Raw genomic sequence first — 17,078 nt, 5'->3', positions numbered from 1 at the left:
CATTGTACTAATGATGAACATGAGTGTAGCATAAGGCACATGGTTGATAAAAGGACTAATTCCGCCACAGAGGCGGTGCAAGACATTGCTTCGGGATCCTCGATTGCCGTCGGTGGTTTCGGGCTCGTAGGAATCCCCACCGTGCTCATTGAGGCTCTGCGTACTCAGGGCCCTGATGATCTCACCATCGTGTCCAATAACTTGGGCGCGGATGGCTTCGGCTTGAGCTTGTTGCTGGAAGATGGCCGCATTTCTTATTCCATTGGCTCCTATATTGGATTCAATAAGGAATATGCACGTCGGTACCTCGCTGGTGAGCTCACCGTGGAGTTCACCCCGCAGGGCACTTTGGCCGAGCGCATGCGCGCCGGGGGCGCTGGCATTCCAGCGTTTTACACCATCGCCGGTGTCGGAACCCAGGTGGCAGACGGCGGCTTGCCGATGCGCTATAACCCTGACGGCACGGTTGCGAAGTATTCGGAGCCTAAAGAAACCCGTGAATTCAACGGTGAGACCTATGTGTTGGAAACCGGCATCCGCACTGACTTCGCGCTAGTCCACGCGCACAAGGGTGACCGCTACGGCAACCTTTCTTTCCGCAAGACCGCGCAGAACTTCAACCCCGACGCAGCTATGAGCGGCAAAATCACGATCGCACAGATCGAACACTTCGTGGATGTCCTAGACCCCGAGGAAATCGACCTGCCGGGCATTTTCGTCGACCGCGTGGTGGTAGTGGGAGAGCAAGAAACTGGAATTGAGAACAGGACGGTGCAGAGCTAATGGTCTGGACACATGATCAAATGGCAGCGCGTGTTGCTGCCGAATTACAAGACGGACAGTACGTCAACCTAGGTATTGGTATGCCCACCAAGGTTCCGGGATTCGTTCCTGCAGATAAGGAAGTTATTCTGCACTCTGAAAACGGCATTTTGGGCGTGGGCGCATATCCCACCGAAGAACAGCTCGACCCAGAGCTTATTAACGCCGGCAAGGAAACCATTACCGCCGGACCAGGCGCGAGCTACTTTGGTTCTTCGATGTCTTTTGCGATGATCCGCTCCCGCTCCGTGGACGTTGCCGTCCTCGGTGCTATGGAAATCTCGCAGTACGGCGATCTGGCTAACTGGATGATCCCCGGCAAGATGGTCCGCGGCATGGGCGGTGCCATGGACCTAGTGCACGGCGCAGAGACCATCATCGTCATGACGGATCACGTGACCAAGAAGGGCACGCCGAAGATTCTTGCGGAGTGCGCCCTGCCTTTGACCGGCGCGAAGTGCGTGGACAAGATTGTCTCCACCCATGCTGTCTTCGACGTTGACGCTGAAGAAGGGTTGACCTTGGTTGACCTTGCTCCAGAGGTCACCATCGAGGAGCTAAAAGAGATCACTGGCGCACCGTTTAAGGTCGCAGAAGGTGTTGCATAAGCACTCAGCTTAAAATTTCATCGATAAGCCCCAGCGAAGCGTTGCGCTTTCGTTGGGGCTTTTGGTGTATGTGGTGAGTGTGCGCGCCTGGAATGTCAGTGCGGCTAGAGGACATGTGGCCCGAGGCGAATCGTAGGAAATTCCCTAAAGACATATGGTGCAGATCACGGTTTGATGCTCTTATGTGAGAAATCATATATCGGATTTTCACTTCCATTGTGGCCACACTTTAAAGGAGCAGCGATGACCACATCAACTACACCTACGTCGAAAGACACCACGTGGGAATCACCGGCGCATAAGCGCACAGTTTACGGCGTTTTAGCCATCGTGGCTATAGCCATTTTATTTGATGGATATGACCTCGTTATTTACGGAGCGGTTCTGCCAAACCTACTGGCAGACCCGACCCAAATTGGACAGCTCAGCGCAGGCGTTGCAGGAACCCTTGGATCCTGGGCGATGATCGGCGTGACCATCGGCGCACTTTCCGCTGGCGCGATTGGTGACCGCCTGGGCCGTCGCCGGGTATTCCTTACCGCCATCGCGTGGTTCTCCATTGGGATGGCGCTAACTGCATTCTCGACCTCTATTTTGGCCTTTGGTGTTCTGCGCTTTTTCACGGGCCTAGGCGTGGGCATCATCGTCGCAACCGGTGGCGCCATCGTCGCGGAATTTGCCCCGGCTGGACGCCGTAATTTCTTCAACGCCATTGCATACTCCGGTGTCCCCGCAGGTGGCGTGATGGCATCGTTGGCGGCACTCGCATTTGAAGATGCCATCGGCTGGCGCGGCCTATTCCTCATTGGCGCAACCCCCGTTGTGTTCTTGCTACCTGCCGCGTGGTTCCTGCTGCCAGAATCCCCAAAGTGGCTGGTCGCCACCGGCCGTTCCATGCGTGCGCAAGAACTATGCCGCAAGTTCGGACTTCCGGAATCCCAATTCCTCACCAAACCTGTCAGCCGTGAGGCGGCAGCCGAAGCTCAAGTGACTCCTTCGAGCCCTACTGGAAGATCCGGGTTTGCCGCAATCTTCTCCCGTGTATACCTTCCAGGAACCCTGCTTATCGGCACCATGAGTTTCATGGGCCTACTGTCTACCTACGGTTTGAATACCTGGCTACCCGTGATCATGGAAAATAACGGAGCATCAGCAGCGCACTCCATGTACACATTGTTATTCCTCAACGGCGGTGCAGTCGTCGGCGGTCTGTTTGCCTCAATGGTTGCGGACCGTGTCGGCGCAAAGGCAGTTATCACCGTGACCTTTATTTTGGCCGCTATCTCACTGATGCTCCTGCCGTTTACCAACAACGTCTACCTGACCTACATCCCCATCGTCATCGCTGGCGTTGGCGTGCTGGGCACTCAGGTTCTGACCTATGGGCTGACCTCGAACTACTTCGATACCTCCGCACGCGCTGCCGGTGTTGCTTGGTGTGCTGGCTTTGGCCGCCTCGGCGGCATCGTTGGCCCGATGGCAACCGGCCTTATGATTGGTGCCGGATTCGGCCCAACCTGGGCATTTGGAATGTTTGCTGGCGTTGCCGTCATCGGTGTCATCTGCACCGTGCTGATTCCGAAGTCACCGGCAGTTGAGCAGGTAATTTCTACCGAGCCAACTGCATCTTCCAAGGCATCAGCGCGAGTTACCGAGGGTGTTTCTTAAACCCAAACCTTCTAACACCGCGATACACACATAGATGTGAGGCTCCGGAAATGTCCCGAGCCTCACTTCTATCTATCCATGGCTAATTCTGATGGCGATTAGCCCAAAACCCTGCTCCGAAGGATAGGAAAACTGTGCCATCAAAGACATTGCCAGCGGTAACTTCCACATCTGCAGCGAAAAGAACTGGCAATTCGCCCGCGGGGTACTTAATCGTGGCAACGATAAAAGGCTGCTCAGTAAGTTGATTCGTGCGCTTTTTAACAGCCGCCACCTCGCCAACTAACTTGGCATACGGGCTTAAGTCACGCGGGCTGAAATCCTGGTGGAACTTTTCCGCCGAAGGGCTAAATAACATATTTGGCGTGGTCTGCTTATTGCCTTTCGCATCCTTGGATTCAAAGGCTCGATCGGAATCGGCCCAGGCGGAGACATCATCGAAAAGCTTGTATTCGGTAGCCCAGGCGCTCAAAGAACCTTGTGGAGTGCGAATGCTGTCACCACCGGCGGGATTTCCCGGTGGCAGTGCAAAGAACTCGTCGCTGGCGGCAATCACCGAAGCAAATACTTCGCCGTTATCAGCGCGGCGTAGAGCGACATGTGCGATGAAATCGCCTGCGCGGTAAGCAGTGGCATCAATAGGTGTATCAGTTAAAAACCCGGGGTTAGTGTGCCAACCTGTCTCGTCTTTAAACGCCGCCATGCGTGGGCCCGTTGGGTCCTGATAGACCACAACACCCTCAAAACCTGGAACCACGAGGGCCTTTCCGCCGGTCTCCTCCATGAGGTCGTACATCAAATCATCAAAGGAATCATAAGCGAAGCCCACCGCGGCATATTCATTGTCCATCATGGCTTATAGTCTAAAGCCTTGCTGCCCATCCGGTTGAGTGCAGCAACCGGAGCTTCTTTCTAAGGAGAGACCATACCGGTCAAGGAACAGCGACTATCCCGCCAAGGAAAGTTTGCTTGGCCGATCCCAGAGATCGTTACCATTTTCATCGCTGTTGTTTCCTTTGTTCTCTTTCGTGAAGATGAGAATTTTGACATCAACACTTTCAGCGAAATGATTCTGGCGTCTGCGGTGATTTCCCTTCCTATCGGAATTCCATTGGTATTAACCAAAGTGCGCTTTTTGGTTCGACATTGCCTTTATTGTGGCGGGATTATTAATGATCCGATTCGTAGAGACCCTGCCTGATGGGCCAAATATTGGGGCGGGTGCATTTGTGTTTCTCGGCGTTAGCTTTATGATCAGTGGCGGTTCTTCCGCACTGCGTCGGCGTCTAGCTTTGTCTTCTTTAAAAAGGGGGACTAACTAATCGTTCGTCTTGGAGAACTCCACTAACGCAAGCAGGTTGTCTTGTTGTGTGGAGTTCTTAGACTACGAAGGGAATGTGAGCAGGCCCTTGGGACTTGTAATGGCTGGCAAGGACTGCGTGGGGATTAGGCGTTAGTTCACATCATGGACGAAGACCTGCGCGGCGCGCTCGGCAATCATGATGGTTGGGGCATTGGTATTGCCCGAGGGGATCATCGGCATGACTGAGGCATCGGCCACCCGCAGCCCGTGCAGCCCCGTGACCCGAAAATCTCGAGGTGAGACTACCGCCATCGCATCGGTGCCCATCTTGCAGGTGCCAACCTGGTGGTGATAGGTAATGACCGTTTCGCGTACATAGTCCTCGAGGTCATCATCGGATACCTCCGCGCCGGGATACAGCTCCACCGGGCCCCATTCGGCCAAAGCTTCCTGGCGGCCAACCTCGCGGGATTGCTTGACCGAGGCCACCAATGCATCCACATCCGCCTGCACGCTGAGCGCGGCCAGGTCTAGGGCAATCGGGTCGTCATCGTCCGGGCCAGTCAGGGTTAGCTCACCGCGTGAGGCCGGGCGCACCAGCCCGCCCATTAAGGTAAAGCCCTTTTCCGGGCCGGTCATGCCCTCGTTATACATGGGAATGGAAAAATACAGCGGTTGGGTATCAGGCACGGCCTTATCCTGGGTGGACTTGGTAAACACGTGCACTTCCGCCGGAAGCACCGTGGAATCCGGTACTTCTTTCTTCGTCGTTTCAAAAATGACGGGGGACAGCACGTGGTCATGTAAGTTCTTGCCCACACCAGGCAGATCATGGGTCACTGTCACACCTAGTGCGTCCAGTTCCTCAGCGGGGCCAATGCCAGAGCGCAGCAAGATCTCCGGGGAGTTTAAAGCACCGGCGCACAGGATGGTCTCTGGTGCATAAAGCTTGTCGATGCCACCCTCACCCTTAATTTCCACACCCTTTACAGTGTTCCCGTCGACGATGACGCGTTGCACCTTGGCATCGGTGATGATGGTGAGATTCTCCGCGTCTTGAACGGGTTTGAGGTAGGCATGCCAGGTGTTAAACCGGTTGCCGTCGCGGACATTGGCCTGGATGCGTCCGATGCCCTCCGGGTTGCCGGAATTGTAGTCCTCATTAAGCGCAATGCCGGCTTGTTGGCCAGCTTCTAACATGGCATCTTGTAGCGGGTTGGTGTCATAATCGCTGCGAACATCGAGCAAACCATTCTGCCCGCGGGTGTCGGGATCGCCTTGTGGATAGTTTTCAATGGCTTTAAAAACGGGCAAGACCTCATCCCAGGACCAGCCATCGCAGCCGAGGTACGCCCAGGTGTCATAGTCTTGCTTCGCGCCGCGGACCCAGATGGTGGCGTTTAAGGCATGCGAGCCACCCATGACTTTGCCGCGGGGAATGTGTAATTCCCGGATATTCGCATGAGCCTGCGGCAGCGTGTGATAATTCCAGTCCTGCTCACTGTGCCATAGTTTGCCGAGGTTAAAGACCTTGGTGATATCCGGGTTGGTGTCATAAGAGCCGGCTTCGATGATGGCGACTGTGTGCCCGGCATCGACAAGCCTGCGCGCAATGACATTTCCGGAAGAACCGGCACCAACGACGATGAAATCAAAATTCTGCTCAACCATGACTTTCCTCCACTACTGTGCGATGAAACGAGTGTAGAAATACATGTAATCCAGCACACGTTGCGGTGTCGGTGATTAAGCGCAATGTCTTTGGCATTAAGCGCACAAAGCAGCCCGGCCCAATTTTTGTGTTGGACCAGGCTGCTTAGAACTATCTATTGTGAGACGATCTGCTTTTCTGCGTAGAGGGTGTCTACCTTTTCCACTAAGGTCAGCACGTCGTAGGACGCCACGAGCACGTCGTCTTGGTTGTACAGTGCTGCGTCCCAGCAGACTTCACCGTAGTCATCGGTCACGCGTGGGGTAATGCGCTTGGCGGTCAGCTCAATGCGAATGGAATCGTCGTAGGTAACTGGTTCAATAAAGCGCAGGTTTTCCAAACCGTAGTTCGCCAGGACTGGACCTGGTGCGGGTTCCACGAAGAGTCCGGCAGCCCAGGAGACCAGCAGGTATCCGTGTGCGACGCGGCGGGGGAAGAAGGGGTTGGCCATGGCGGCTTCTTCATCGGTGTGCGCGTAGAAGGTATCGCCGGTTTCCTTCGCGAAAGCCAGGATTTCCTCCAAGGTGACCTTGCGCAGGTCAGAGGCGAATTGGTCGCCGATTTTCAGCGTAGCCAAATCCTTGCGGAAGGGGTGCACGCCGGTGCCGGCTTCCACGTCCTTGCGGGTTACGCGGTTTACTGCCGCGCCGCGGTGCCACTGGCCAACCACGGCGGTGAGGTGATCGGGGCTGCCCTGGATCGCGGTGCGCTGCATGTAGTGCAAGATGCCGCGAATACCACCGAGTTCTTCGCCACCGCCTGCACGTCCCGGGCCGCCGTGTACCAAGTGGGGCAGTGGAGAGCCATGACCGGTAGAAGTCTTGGCATCCACGCGGTCCAAAAAGTGCACGCGGCCGTGGTAAGCAGCAATCCCGCGACCATAGAGCGCCGCTAGTTCATCGTCGTGAGTAATAACAGAAGCAACCAGGGAGCCAGCGCCTTGTGCGGCAAGTTCGACGGCCTCGGTTGGCTCGTCATAACCAATGACAGAGACTACGGGGCCAAAAGCTTCCGTCGAGTGCACAGCCTCCGTTGTGGCATCCGCAAAGCGCAGGATGGTTGGGGCGAAAAATGCCCCGTCGAGCTTATCGGCGCCGCCGTAGACGACCTCGCCGCCGGCATCGACAAGCGTGTGCACCGCTGCCGCGACATCATCGCGCTGCTCGGTTGATACCAAGGGGCCCATCGTGGCGTCTGCATCACGGGGGTCACCAGCGACCACCTTGGAATCCAAACGTTGCGATAGTGCTGCGATAAACGGTTCCACCAGGTTATTGGGCACAATGGCGCGGCGAATTGCTGTACATTTTTGCCCGGCCTTTGAGGTCATCTCATTAAAGACGGCCTTGGTATAGGCTTCAAACTCCGGTGCGTCCTCGGTGACGTCGGTGCCCAAGATTGCTGCGTTGAGCGAGTCGGCTTCCGCAGTAAACTGCACGCCGCCTTCGAGTACGTTCTTGTGCGCACGCAGCGTATGTGCCGTTGCCGCGGAACCGGTAAAGGCCACGTGGTCACGGAAATCCAGGTGGTCGAGTAAATCCCGCGCCGAACCGGAAATCAGCTGCAAGGAGCCTTCCGGCAAAATTCCTGATTCCAGCATCAACCGCACCAACGCCTGGGTGACAAAACCGGTGGGCGTTGCAGGCTTGACGATGCTGGGCACGCCCGCAATAAACGACGGCGCGAATTTCTCCAACATGCCCCAGACGGGGAAGTTGAAAGCGTTAATTTGTACCGCAATGCCTGGAATGGTGGTGTAGATATGACGGCCTAAAAAGGAGCCGTCTTGTGATAAGACCTCAGGCTCGCCATCGGTGACGACGTGCGAATTCGGCATCTCGCGGCGGCCCTTGGAAGAAATGGTGAACATGGTGGAAATGCCACCGTCGACGTCAACGAAGTTATCGCGCTTATTAGCACCGGTTTGATGCGCGAGCTGGTTGAGTTCGTCGCGGTGATCTTGGAGGAAGATAGCTAATTCTTTGACTTTCAAAGAACGCTCATGAATGGTCAGCTCCTGCAGGTTTTTCCGGCCCACCGTGCGGGCATACTCAACCGCCGCTGCAATATCTAAGCCTTCCGCGGATACACGCGCCACAATCTCACCGGTTGACGGGTCTGCTACATCGGTGACTTTCGATGGGTCATCCGGGGTTTGCCACTTGCCGGATAAAAAGCTGGGAACGATGGTATCGATGATGGAGGTAGTCATTTTTGCCTTTCTAAAGCGACCTGCTCGACAATAACTGTCTACTCGGTCAGTATAATGAACGTCACATTACTTGCAGTGTTTTTAAAGAAGGAAGAAACAAATGGAAAAAGTTGAGCCATGGACGATTGTGCTGGGCGAACTCGATGAAAAAATGGGCGTTCAGGTGATTGAAGAATCTGCCTCGAAGGTGGTGGCCACCATGCCTATTGATGGCAACCGGCAATCTCTCGGTCTGCTGCACGGCGGGGCGATGGTGTGCCTGGCAGAAGCGGTGGGCAGCTGGGCTGCGGTCATCCATGCTTCAACCATGGGCAAAGTCGCCGTGGGTGTAGATATCAATGCCACCCACCATGCCTCGGGACATACGGGAGTAGTGACTGCCACTGCCACCGCAATCCGTTTGGGACGCACGATGACCAGCCATGAGATCGTCATTGAAGATGAATCCGGCCGCAGGTTGTGCACGGCACGAATCTCTAATGCCATCGTGGAGAAGAAAAATTAGGCATCGTCCTTATAGTCATAAAAACCCTTGCCGGATTTGCGCCCTAATTCTCCGCGCGCGACCATATCGCGCATCAACTGCGGGGGAGTAAAGCGCTCACCCAAGGTGGACTCGAGGTATTCCGCAATACCCAGGCGCACATCCAAGCCGACGATATCGGTCAGCTCCAACGGACCGATGGGGAATTTATAGCCCAAGACCATGGCGTTATCGATATCGCGCGCAGAGGCCACGCCGTCTTCGACCATGCGAATGGCCTCTAGGGCAATGGCCACGCCCAAACGCGAGGAGGCAAAGCCCGGTGCGTCATTGACCACCACCGCGGTCTTTCCTAAATCTTCCACCCAGCCCTTTGCAGTTTCTACCAAAGCATCCGGGGTGGACTTAGCCACGACGACTTCCACCAACTTCGACGCCGGAACCGGGTTGAAAAAGTGCAGGCCAATGACATCATTTGCCACCGTGTCTGCCAATTCCGACACCGAGAGCGAAGAAGTATTGGTCGCGATCACAGCCTGCGGCGCCGCCTGCGCAATATTATTAAACGCCGTGGTCTTTAAATCCATGGATTCCGGAACAGCTTCAACGACCAACTCAAAGCCGGCGAAGTCATTGACATCCGTGCTCAACGACAAACGCTCGGCCCAAGACTCAAAAGTGCCTTCGGCGCCGCGGTCGATGGAACCTTGAATCGCTTTTTCCACTCGGGCTTTGGCCGCGGCGGTAGCTTCTTCATTAATGTCTACGACTTTGACCGTCGCTCCGGCTGCTAGAAACGCATGCGCAATGCCTGCGCCCATGCGTCCGCCGCCGAGCACGCCAACTTGTTCAGGTACAGCCATCTTTGTCATCCTTTTTCCGTAGTTGTTATTTGTTGTTATTTCTTCTTGCGGTCTAAAAATGCTTGCATGCGGTCAAACTTGGCTTCGGATTCAAACAGCACAGCCTGCGCGATGTTGTCCACCGCTGGATGGGCTTCGACCGGCATATCAAAAAGCTGCTTGGACAACCGCACCGCCAAAGGGTCAAGTGACGCAATCTTTTGCGCCCACTCGCGCGCCCCGGCATCAAGTTCATCGGCAGCAAAAAGCTCATTGACCAGGTGTGACTGAGCTGCTTCTTCGCCGGAGAGCACGCGGCCGGCCAGTAAGATTTCTTTCGCCAGCGGGTTGCCCACGGTTTCTTTCAACCGCCACAATGCGCCGGCACCCGCGATGATGCCGAGGTTGGCTTCTGGTTGACCAAATTTCGCGCCGGGCGTAGCAATTCGGAAATCCGCGGCGAGCGCCAATTCCAAACCGCCACCCAAAGCAAAGCCATCAATCGCGGCAATCACCGGCGAGGGCAGCTTGGCGATGCGCTGAAAAATGCCCGAGTTAATTCCCCGCAACGCATCCTCGCGGCGGCGTTCACGCAACTGCGCGATATCCGCACCGGAGGCAAAAATCCCGCGGGGTCCCTTGGACGTTTCCGCCACGCAACCGCTAATGACCAGAATCTGTGGTTCACGTTCTAGCTCGCCACAGAGTGCGTGAAACTCACTGACCATGGTTTCATCAATCGCATTGCGTACCTCGGGACGATTCATGCGCGCGAGAACAAAACCATCTTCCTGGCTAACCTGCAGTGCGGTAAAAGACTCACTGACAGTTTCAATATGTGCCATTAGACCCTCTCAATCGCAATCGCCGTGCCTTGGCCAACACCAATGCACATGGTGGCGATACCGCGCGTGCCACCTTCGGTTTCCAGTCGGTTGAGCAGGGTCAAGGTAATACGGGAGCCCGAAGAACCGAGCGGGTGGCCCAGGGCAATCGCACCACCCCAAGCGTTGGTCTTTTCCTCATCCAAACCCAGCTCACGCATGCACGCGAGCGATTGCGTGGCAAAAGCTTCATTCAGCTCCACGGCATCGACCTCCGCCAGGTCCCAGCCGCTACGGGACAAAATCTCGCGGGTAGCCAGCACGGGGCCCATGCCCATAATTTCGGGTTGCAAGCCGCGGGCAGCATTAGCCACCACGCGAGCACGGGGTTTAAGCCCCAGCTTGTCGATGCCGCGTTGCGATGCCACGATGACCGCCGAAGCACCATCGTTAAGCGTGGACGAGTTACCTGCAGTAGTGACCTCACCAAGGGAAGTGACCGGACGCAATTTACTTAAAACTTCTGGGGTGGAACCCGGACGCGGCCCTTCATCGGTGTCCACAACGGTGACATTGCCCTTGCGGTCTTTGACTTCCACCGGAACAATTTCCGCATCGAACTTGCCTGCTTCAATGGCAGCTAAAGCGCGAGCATGCGAGCGTGCCGCAAAAGCATCGGCGTCTTCGCGGCTGATATTAAACACATTTGCTACTTCTTCGGCGGTCTCCGGCATGGAGTAAGTCATCTTGTCCATGCCCGCGAACTGCTTATTGACAAAGCGCCAGCCAATGGAGGTATCAAAGATTTCTCCGGGGCGAGCAAAGCCCTTGGTGGGCTTTTCCAGTACCCACGGTCCACGCGACATGGATTCCACGCCGCCAGCGAGCACGATATCGGCTTGACCTGATTCGACCATCGCGGTAGCCAGCGCAATCGCTGACATACCTGATGCGCACAGACGGTTGACGGTAATACCCGGCACGGTATCGGGGTAGCCGGCAAGTAGCCATGACATGCGGGCGACATTGCGGTTTTCTTCACCGGCGCCATTGGCATTGCCGATGATGACCTCATCGACGGCAGAAGGATCCAGTCCTGCTTCCTCGACGGTCTTTTTAATGGTCAATGCCATCAAATCATCCGGGCGTACCGAAGACAGTGCGCCGCCATATTTGCCCACCGGGGTGCGAAACCCAGATACCAGGTAGGCACTCGAATCAGAGTCAGTCATATTTATCCTTAATTATCGCTGGTTAATAATCATGTCGTGGCCCGAAAACGGCCCTTTAGCGGCCATGGAAGACAGGTGCGCGCTTTTCATTAAAGGCCGCAAAACCTTCGAGGTAATCCTCGGAGGAGCACAGTGCGCCTTGGGCGAAGTTCTCATCATGAACGGAGTCCCACAGCCCCGTTTTGTTATCGCGAATATCAGCAATGAGCTTTTTCGATGCGATATACGCTTGAGTAGCACCGTGCGCGGCACGCTGGACGCGCTCGCGGGTGAAATCCAAAAGATCATCGGCAGGCACAGCGCGGGAAAATAACCCAGCCTGGACTGCTTCGGCACCAGAGATCATGTCGCCGGTGACAATCAAGTCCATCGCGCGGTGTGCACCAAGCCTGTCGACGAATAGCGCGTGCCCACCGGAATCTAACGTGGCACCGAGATTGGCAAAAGGCGAGCCAAATTTCGCATCCTCTGCGACATAAACAATATCGGTGGCGATGGCCAAACCCAGGCCCACGCCGAGGCAGACTCCGTGGACGGCGGCGAATGTGGGGGCTGGAAACTGCGCCATTTGTTTGAGCACCGGGGTGACTTTATTGGCCAGATAGTCCGTGGCATCATCATCGCGCGGATCCAGGCCTTTAATATTGCGGCCCGCGCTAAACCCGCGACCCTCGCCGCGCAGAAGTAGTGCGCGCACCCCAGCTTTTTCCGCTTCGGCATAAGCCTCGGAAAGCTCCTGGAGGTCTTCTGGGCCCAGGGCATTCATCGCCTTGGGGTTGTTGAGCACAACCTCGGCGATGTGGTTGTCGTCATCCAGATGCAGATCAATCATTGAAATCCTTTGCTTGTGCGATGAAAGCTACGCGTCAAAGTCCACTTTGATGGTGGAGGTCTTCGGGCGAGACTGGCAGGTGAGGATGTAACCGGCGTCGATTTCATCCTTTTCCAGCGCGAAGTTCTCCGCCATTTCCACTTCGCCTTCAACCAGCTTGGCGCGGCAGGTACCGCACACGCCGCCGGCGCAGGCAAAAGGAACATCCGGGCGGGCACGCAGGGTGGCATTGAGCAAGGTTTCATTCGCCGATTCAGGAGATTCCACCGAACCAGAGAGTCCGTCGAGGTTGAAGGTGATATCGACGTTATTGCCCTCAGGGTCAACTTCGACCTCGCGGCCGGTCTGCTGCTGGCTGCCGGTGGGTTTGCCGGTGGTAAACAGTTCATAGCGCACGGCCTGCTCATCAACCTTGCGGGAGTTGAGCTCATCGCGCACCAGCTGGACCAGCTCGAATGGTCCGCACAGGAACCATTCATCAATGGTTTCGGTGCGAATGACATTATCGAGCAGCGACTGCAGTTTTTCAGCATCAATGCGGCCCGAAAACAGCGGGTTGACGCGCTGTTCGCGGGAGAGCACGTGGTGCACGGCAAAGCGGGTGGGGTATTTGTCCTTCAGGTCACCGATTTCCTCGGCGAACATCACCCCGGCGCCGCCCTTATTGGCAAAAATCAGCTCGAAGGTGCTGGCCTCGCTTTCTGCCAGCACGGTCTGCGCAATCGCCATAATCGGCGTGATGCCAGAGCCAGCAGCCACGGCCACCAGGTGCGGATTGGACAACTTCGCGATTTCCTCGCGGATGACCTCAGGGTTATTCAGACCCGTCAGGTGTGTCTTCGAGATAAACGCACCCTGTGGGTTCATCACGTCAATTTCCGTGCCCGCTTCCAACGTGTCATTGGCCCAAGTGGAAAAGATGCCGCCGCGGTCACGCTTGATAGCAACGCGCAAACGCCCGGGGCGTGGCACATCACAAATCGAGTAGGAGCGGCGGTGTTCCTGGCCATCAATCGTCGCGCGCAGCGCAACGTATTGGCCGGGGACGTAGTCGTAGTCATCCTGGAGTTCTTCCGGAATATCGAAAGAAACTTCCACGGCATTATCGGTCAGGGGGCGAACCTTGGAGACCTTGAGCGTATTAAACGTGGCCTTTTTCTTTTTCAGCGAAGCAGTCATTAGTGCACCTTGAAGTAATCAAAAGGTTCAAAACAGTCACGGCAGCTATACAGCGCCTTGCACGAGGTTGAACCGAATTGGGCAAGTTTGGAAGTATTTTTCGACCCACATCGCGGACATGCGATGGCCGGAGGCGGTGCGAGGGTCAACGGCACCGGGCCGCCCACAGCGGCTTTTCCGGTCGGAGGCGCAATGCCATAGTCCAGCAGGTTCTGCTTTCCGACTTCGGTAATCCAGTCCGTCGTCCATGCCGGCTGCAACACCAAATCCACCGTGACGTGGTCAAAGCCGGCGTCTTTTAACGCATCGGTGACATCGGCGGTGATGTGATCCATCGCGGGGCAGCCCGAATAGGTCGGGGTGATGGTGACAACGGCCGTGCCATCAATCATCTGCGCGCCGCGCAAGATGCCCAGATCGGCAATCGAAATCACCGGGATTTCTGGATCCGGAACCCGGGCTGCAATATCCCAGACCGCGGCGTCTGCGTCATTATCGGGACGCAGTTCGTGATCGGAAGGGGAGACAGTGGGCTTTTCAAATGGATGGGGGGATGTTGCTGCAGACATGGCGTGGGACCTCCTTTACCAGGTTGCGCCAGGGTGCTGGCGCGCCAGCGATTGCATTTCTGCCAAGATATAGCCGCGGTATTCCGAAAAGCGGCCGGAGCGTTGATTAGACCGAGCAGGCTTGACCTTCGGCACTTCAACGCTGGACTTTTCTAGCACCTCGGTGATGCGAGCCAGGGTTTCGTCCCGCAAGCTCGACGGCAAGACCGCGATATTTTTCTCGGCCAATGACTTATGCAGTTCTAAGTCTTCGAAAAGTTCTTCCAGATAAGGCCACATGTAGTAGATACCGGCGGAGATGCGGCGGTGTGATTCTTCGGTGCCTAGGCCCAAACGCAGCATCCACTGATTCGAGTGGTCAACGTGGTATTCGACTTCTTTGATGGCCTTAGCAGCGATAGCCGCTAGAGTTTCATCTGCGGAATCCTGCAGCTTTTCATACAGCGCGTATTGGTAGTGCGAAAAGAGCAACTGGCGGGCAATGGTTTGTCCGAAGTCGCCGTTTTCTTGCTCTACCAAGCGAGCGGAACGAAACTCTTCTTCGGTGCGGAAATAAGCCAGGTCATCTTCGGTTTTATCCCACGCAGTTCCGGCGTAGGTGTACAAAAAGCGGGTGTGGCCAATGAGATCGAGTGCGATATTGCCAAGCGCAATATCTTCTTCCATCTCCGGGGCACGAGAGATCCACCAGCCTAAGCGTTGGGCCAGAATCAGGGCGTCATCGCCAAGCATGGCGGCGTATTGCGCAACATCGTCTGGGGCCTTGATGCCGGAGTTGCGAATATCTTCCGCCGAAATAGCTGTGCCCAAAGACTGGGTGGTGGCGGAATCAGCAGCTGCGAATCCACTCATAGGTGAGGCACCCCTTCGCTCTTGTTGTAGTAGGTGGCGTGGCGGTAAGCCTTGCCCTTGGCGGACTCGAAGAATCCACCCTTGGAATCTGGATCCGTTGCGGAGATGGCTTCGGAAGGAACGACCCATACCGAGCTGCCTTCATTGCGGCGGGTGTAGAGGTCTCGGCCATTGCGCAGCGCCATCGTGGCATCAGGGGCGTGCAAAGAACCAGCGTGGACGTGGGAGAGACCACGGGAGGAACGAACAAAGACCTCCCACATAGGCCATTGGTTTTCAGTCATGAGGTGACTCCTTCAACTTCTTTGAAATCAGTGTGGTTGCGGTACTTAGGCCGACAGACTGGATGCGGTGCCGTGGTACTTCTCGGCGTAGGCAGCAGCAGCCTCGCGCACCCAGGCACCGTCTTCATGCGCTTGACGACGACGCTGCATACGCTGCACGTTGCACGGACCTTCGCCCTTGATGACGTCCTTGAACTCATCCCAGTCCAATTCACCAAAGTCATAGTGGCCGCGTTCTTCATTCCACTTCAGGTCTGGGTCTTCAAAGCTCAAGCCCAAAGCCTCGACCTGCGGAACAATCATGTCGACGAAACGCTGACGCAGCTCATCATTGGTAAAGCGCTTAATATTCCACGCCATGGACTGCTGGGAGTTCGGGGAATCTGCATCTGGTGGGCCAAACATCTGCAGCGCGGGGCCGTAGAAGCGGTTGATGGCTTCTTGCGCCATCTGCTTTTGCGCCTCGGTGCCATGGGCCAATTCATACAGAATTTCCCAGCCCTGGCGCTGGTGGAAGGATTCTTCTTTACAAATGCGCACCATCGCGCGGCCATAGGGAGCATAGGATGCGCGGCAAAGCGGGACCTGGTTGCAAATAGCTGCGCCGTCAACCAACCAGCCAATTGCTCCGATATCAGCCCACGTGCGCGCCGGGTAGTTGAAGATGGATGAGTACTTCGCGGTGCCATCGATAAGCTGCTGCACCATCTCATCGCGTGAGGTGCCCAGCGTCTCTGCCGCGGAGTAAAGATACAGGCCGTGGCCGGCCTCATCTTGGACTTTGGCCATCAAGATCGACTTGCGCTTGAGCGATGGAGCGCGGGTGATCCAATTGGCCTCCGGCTGCATGCCGATGATTTCCGAGTGTGCGTGCTGGGATACCTGGCGCACCAAAGTCTTGCGGTAAGCCTCCGGCATCCAGTCGGTGGGTTCGACGCGGGAGTCGGCGGCGATGAGCTCATCGAAAAGCTTCTGGCCGGCGACGTCGTCTTCGCTAACGGAAGCGAGGGAGCGTTCTGCGGTTGTCATGGTGGGCAACCCTCCTTGGGAAATGGATGGTGAACTGTCGAAAATTCAAATACTTACTGAATGGTTGGTCAGTATATGGCTAAATGTGATGCACGTCAACATGTGCGGCCGAATTGTTACCCGACACGAGCATTGCTGCTGCTCGACGCGGCGTTTGGCGATGCCGCTTAGCGATGCGGCTTATCGGGCTTGTGGCTTGCCAGGGAGTTGGCGGAAGGTCCCGCGGAATTCGGCAATGGGCGCGCCGTTTTTGCTCAGCAGGACATCGACGATGCCATTGCGACCCCAGTGCTGTTTGATTTCTGCGGTGCCGTGGATTTCATCGCCGCTAAAGGCGGGCGCCATGTAGTGGATGGAATTGTGCACGGCCACAGCGACTTCACCGGGGGAATTGCACGCGCCGGCGAACAGCGAATCGGCAAAGGTAAATAAAAACCCGCCCTGCGCGGTTAAGTGTCCATTGCACATTTCCGGGGTGATGGTAAACGTGCCGTCGCAGCGGCCAAGTGAGAGGTGGGTGATGGAAATGCCCAGTCGGGCGGTGGCCAAATCATCGGCGAACATCTCGCGCACGTGGGCGAATTGTTCTTCTTCGGCGACACCAGGTGCCAAAATATTGCGCATGAG

At 56.1% G+C, this 17,078-nt stretch carries 17 protein-coding genes; 4 read left to right on the top strand and 13 right to left on the bottom strand.

All coding sequences use genetic code 11. The features are described 5' to 3' along the window. Positions 1-39: 39 nt before the first annotated feature. The 3 genes from CAMM_RS12365 to CAMM_RS12355 all read left to right on the top strand — a co-directional run bounded on the left by CAMM_RS12365 (position 40) and on the right by CAMM_RS12355 (position 3,098). Positions 40-783, top strand: coding sequence for a CoA transferase subunit A (locus CAMM_RS12365; protein WP_003846913.1), 744 nt, complete (start codon positions 40-42; stop codon positions 781-783). Next, on the top strand, positions 783-1,430 hold the full coding sequence (locus tag CAMM_RS12360; protein WP_003846912.1) for a 3-oxoacid CoA-transferase subunit B: 648 nt from the start codon (positions 783-785) through the stop codon (positions 1,428-1,430). The genes CAMM_RS12365 and CAMM_RS12360 overlap by 1 nt, the downstream gene beginning before the upstream one ends. Before the next feature lie 243 nt (positions 1,431-1,673). Continuing rightward, positions 1,674-3,098, top strand: coding sequence for an MFS transporter (locus CAMM_RS12355; protein WP_003846911.1), 1,425 nt, complete (start codon positions 1,674-1,676; stop codon positions 3,096-3,098). 82 nt (positions 3,099-3,180) lie between these two features. Here the strand turns inward: CAMM_RS12355 and CAMM_RS12350 are convergent, their stop codons facing one another. The 3 genes from CAMM_RS12350 to paaZ form a co-directional block, all read right to left on the bottom strand. Beyond that, positions 3,181-3,951: a hypothetical protein gene (locus tag CAMM_RS12350; RefSeq protein ID WP_003846910.1), complete on the bottom strand. Its 771-nt coding sequence runs from the start codon at positions 3,949-3,951 to the stop codon at positions 3,181-3,183. Positions 3,952-4,551: 600 nt separating this feature from the next. Further along, positions 4,552-6,072 carry a GMC family oxidoreductase gene (locus CAMM_RS12340; protein ID WP_003846908.1) on the bottom strand — a complete coding sequence of 507 codons (1,521 nt, stop codon included), beginning with the start codon at positions 6,070-6,072 and terminating at the stop codon, positions 4,552-4,554. A 155-nt stretch (positions 6,073-6,227) separates the two neighbouring features. Next, positions 6,228-8,324 (bottom strand): phenylacetic acid degradation bifunctional protein PaaZ, encoded by a 2,097-nt coding sequence (gene paaZ / locus CAMM_RS12335; RefSeq protein ID WP_075761563.1) that lies wholly within the window; start codon positions 8,322-8,324, stop codon positions 6,228-6,230. A 100-nt stretch (positions 8,325-8,424) separates the two neighbouring features. On the opposite strand from paaZ, the gene CAMM_RS12330 reads away from it, so the two are divergent. Next, complete coding sequence (locus CAMM_RS12330; protein ID WP_003846906.1) at positions 8,425-8,829, top strand: PaaI family thioesterase; 405 nt, start codon at positions 8,425-8,427, stop codon at positions 8,827-8,829. On the opposite strand, the gene CAMM_RS12325 is transcribed toward CAMM_RS12330, so the two are convergent. The 10 genes from CAMM_RS12325 to CAMM_RS12280 form a co-directional block, all read right to left on the bottom strand. Beyond that, the gene (locus tag CAMM_RS12325; RefSeq protein WP_171974898.1) at positions 8,826-9,671 is read right to left on the bottom strand and encodes a 3-hydroxyacyl-CoA dehydrogenase family protein; all 846 of its coding nucleotides are present in this window, start codon (positions 9,669-9,671) and stop codon (positions 8,826-8,828) included. The two genes, CAMM_RS12330 and CAMM_RS12325, sit on opposite strands and share 4 nt — an antisense overlap. Before the next feature lie 35 nt (positions 9,672-9,706). Beyond that, positions 9,707-10,495 (bottom strand): enoyl-CoA hydratase/isomerase family protein, encoded by a 789-nt coding sequence (locus tag CAMM_RS12320; protein WP_003846903.1) that lies wholly within the window; start codon positions 10,493-10,495, stop codon positions 9,707-9,709. Continuing rightward, positions 10,495-11,706: a thiolase family protein gene (locus CAMM_RS12315; RefSeq protein WP_003846901.1), complete on the bottom strand. Its 1,212-nt coding sequence runs from the start codon at positions 11,704-11,706 to the stop codon at positions 10,495-10,497. Before CAMM_RS12315 ends, CAMM_RS12320 begins: the two co-directional genes overlap by 1 nt. A 55-nt stretch (positions 11,707-11,761) precedes the next feature. Continuing rightward, the gene (locus CAMM_RS12310; RefSeq protein WP_003846898.1) at positions 11,762-12,538 is read right to left on the bottom strand and encodes an enoyl-CoA hydratase/isomerase family protein; all 777 of its coding nucleotides are present in this window, start codon (positions 12,536-12,538) and stop codon (positions 11,762-11,764) included. A 27-nt stretch (positions 12,539-12,565) separates the two neighbouring features. Further along, positions 12,566-13,717: a 1,2-phenylacetyl-CoA epoxidase subunit PaaE gene (gene paaE, locus CAMM_RS12305; RefSeq protein WP_003846896.1), complete on the bottom strand. Its 1,152-nt coding sequence runs from the start codon at positions 13,715-13,717 to the stop codon at positions 12,566-12,568. Continuing rightward, on the bottom strand, positions 13,717-14,286 hold the full coding sequence (paaD, locus tag CAMM_RS12300) for a 1,2-phenylacetyl-CoA epoxidase subunit PaaD (protein WP_003846894.1): 570 nt from the start codon (positions 14,284-14,286) through the stop codon (positions 13,717-13,719). The genes paaE and paaD overlap by 1 nt, the downstream gene beginning before the upstream one ends. A 15-nt stretch (positions 14,287-14,301) precedes the next feature. After that, positions 14,302-15,138: a 1,2-phenylacetyl-CoA epoxidase subunit PaaC gene (paaC, locus tag CAMM_RS12295; protein WP_003846892.1), complete on the bottom strand. Its 837-nt coding sequence runs from the start codon at positions 15,136-15,138 to the stop codon at positions 14,302-14,304. Then, positions 15,135-15,422 carry a 1,2-phenylacetyl-CoA epoxidase subunit PaaB gene (gene paaB / locus CAMM_RS12290; protein ID WP_003846891.1) on the bottom strand — a complete coding sequence of 96 codons (288 nt, stop codon included), beginning with the start codon at positions 15,420-15,422 and terminating at the stop codon, positions 15,135-15,137. Before paaB ends, paaC begins: the two co-directional genes overlap by 4 nt. Before the next feature lie 45 nt (positions 15,423-15,467). Further along, entirely contained in the window at positions 15,468-16,451 is a 984-nt protein-coding gene (gene paaA / locus CAMM_RS12285; protein ID WP_003846889.1) for a 1,2-phenylacetyl-CoA epoxidase subunit PaaA, read from the bottom strand. A 180-nt stretch (positions 16,452-16,631) separates the two neighbouring features. After that, complete coding sequence (locus CAMM_RS12280; protein WP_003846887.1) at positions 16,632-17,075, bottom strand: hotdog fold thioesterase; 444 nt, start codon at positions 17,073-17,075, stop codon at positions 16,632-16,634. Between the last annotated feature and the right edge of the window lie 3 nt (positions 17,076-17,078).

The sequence above is a fragment of the Corynebacterium ammoniagenes DSM 20306 genome (assembly GCF_001941425.1).
Lineage (GTDB): Bacteria > Actinomycetota > Actinomycetes > Mycobacteriales > Mycobacteriaceae > Corynebacterium > Corynebacterium ammoniagenes.
The sequence above is the reverse complement of the archived record's forward strand: the minus strand, read 5'-3'. Positions and strand labels throughout refer to the sequence as shown.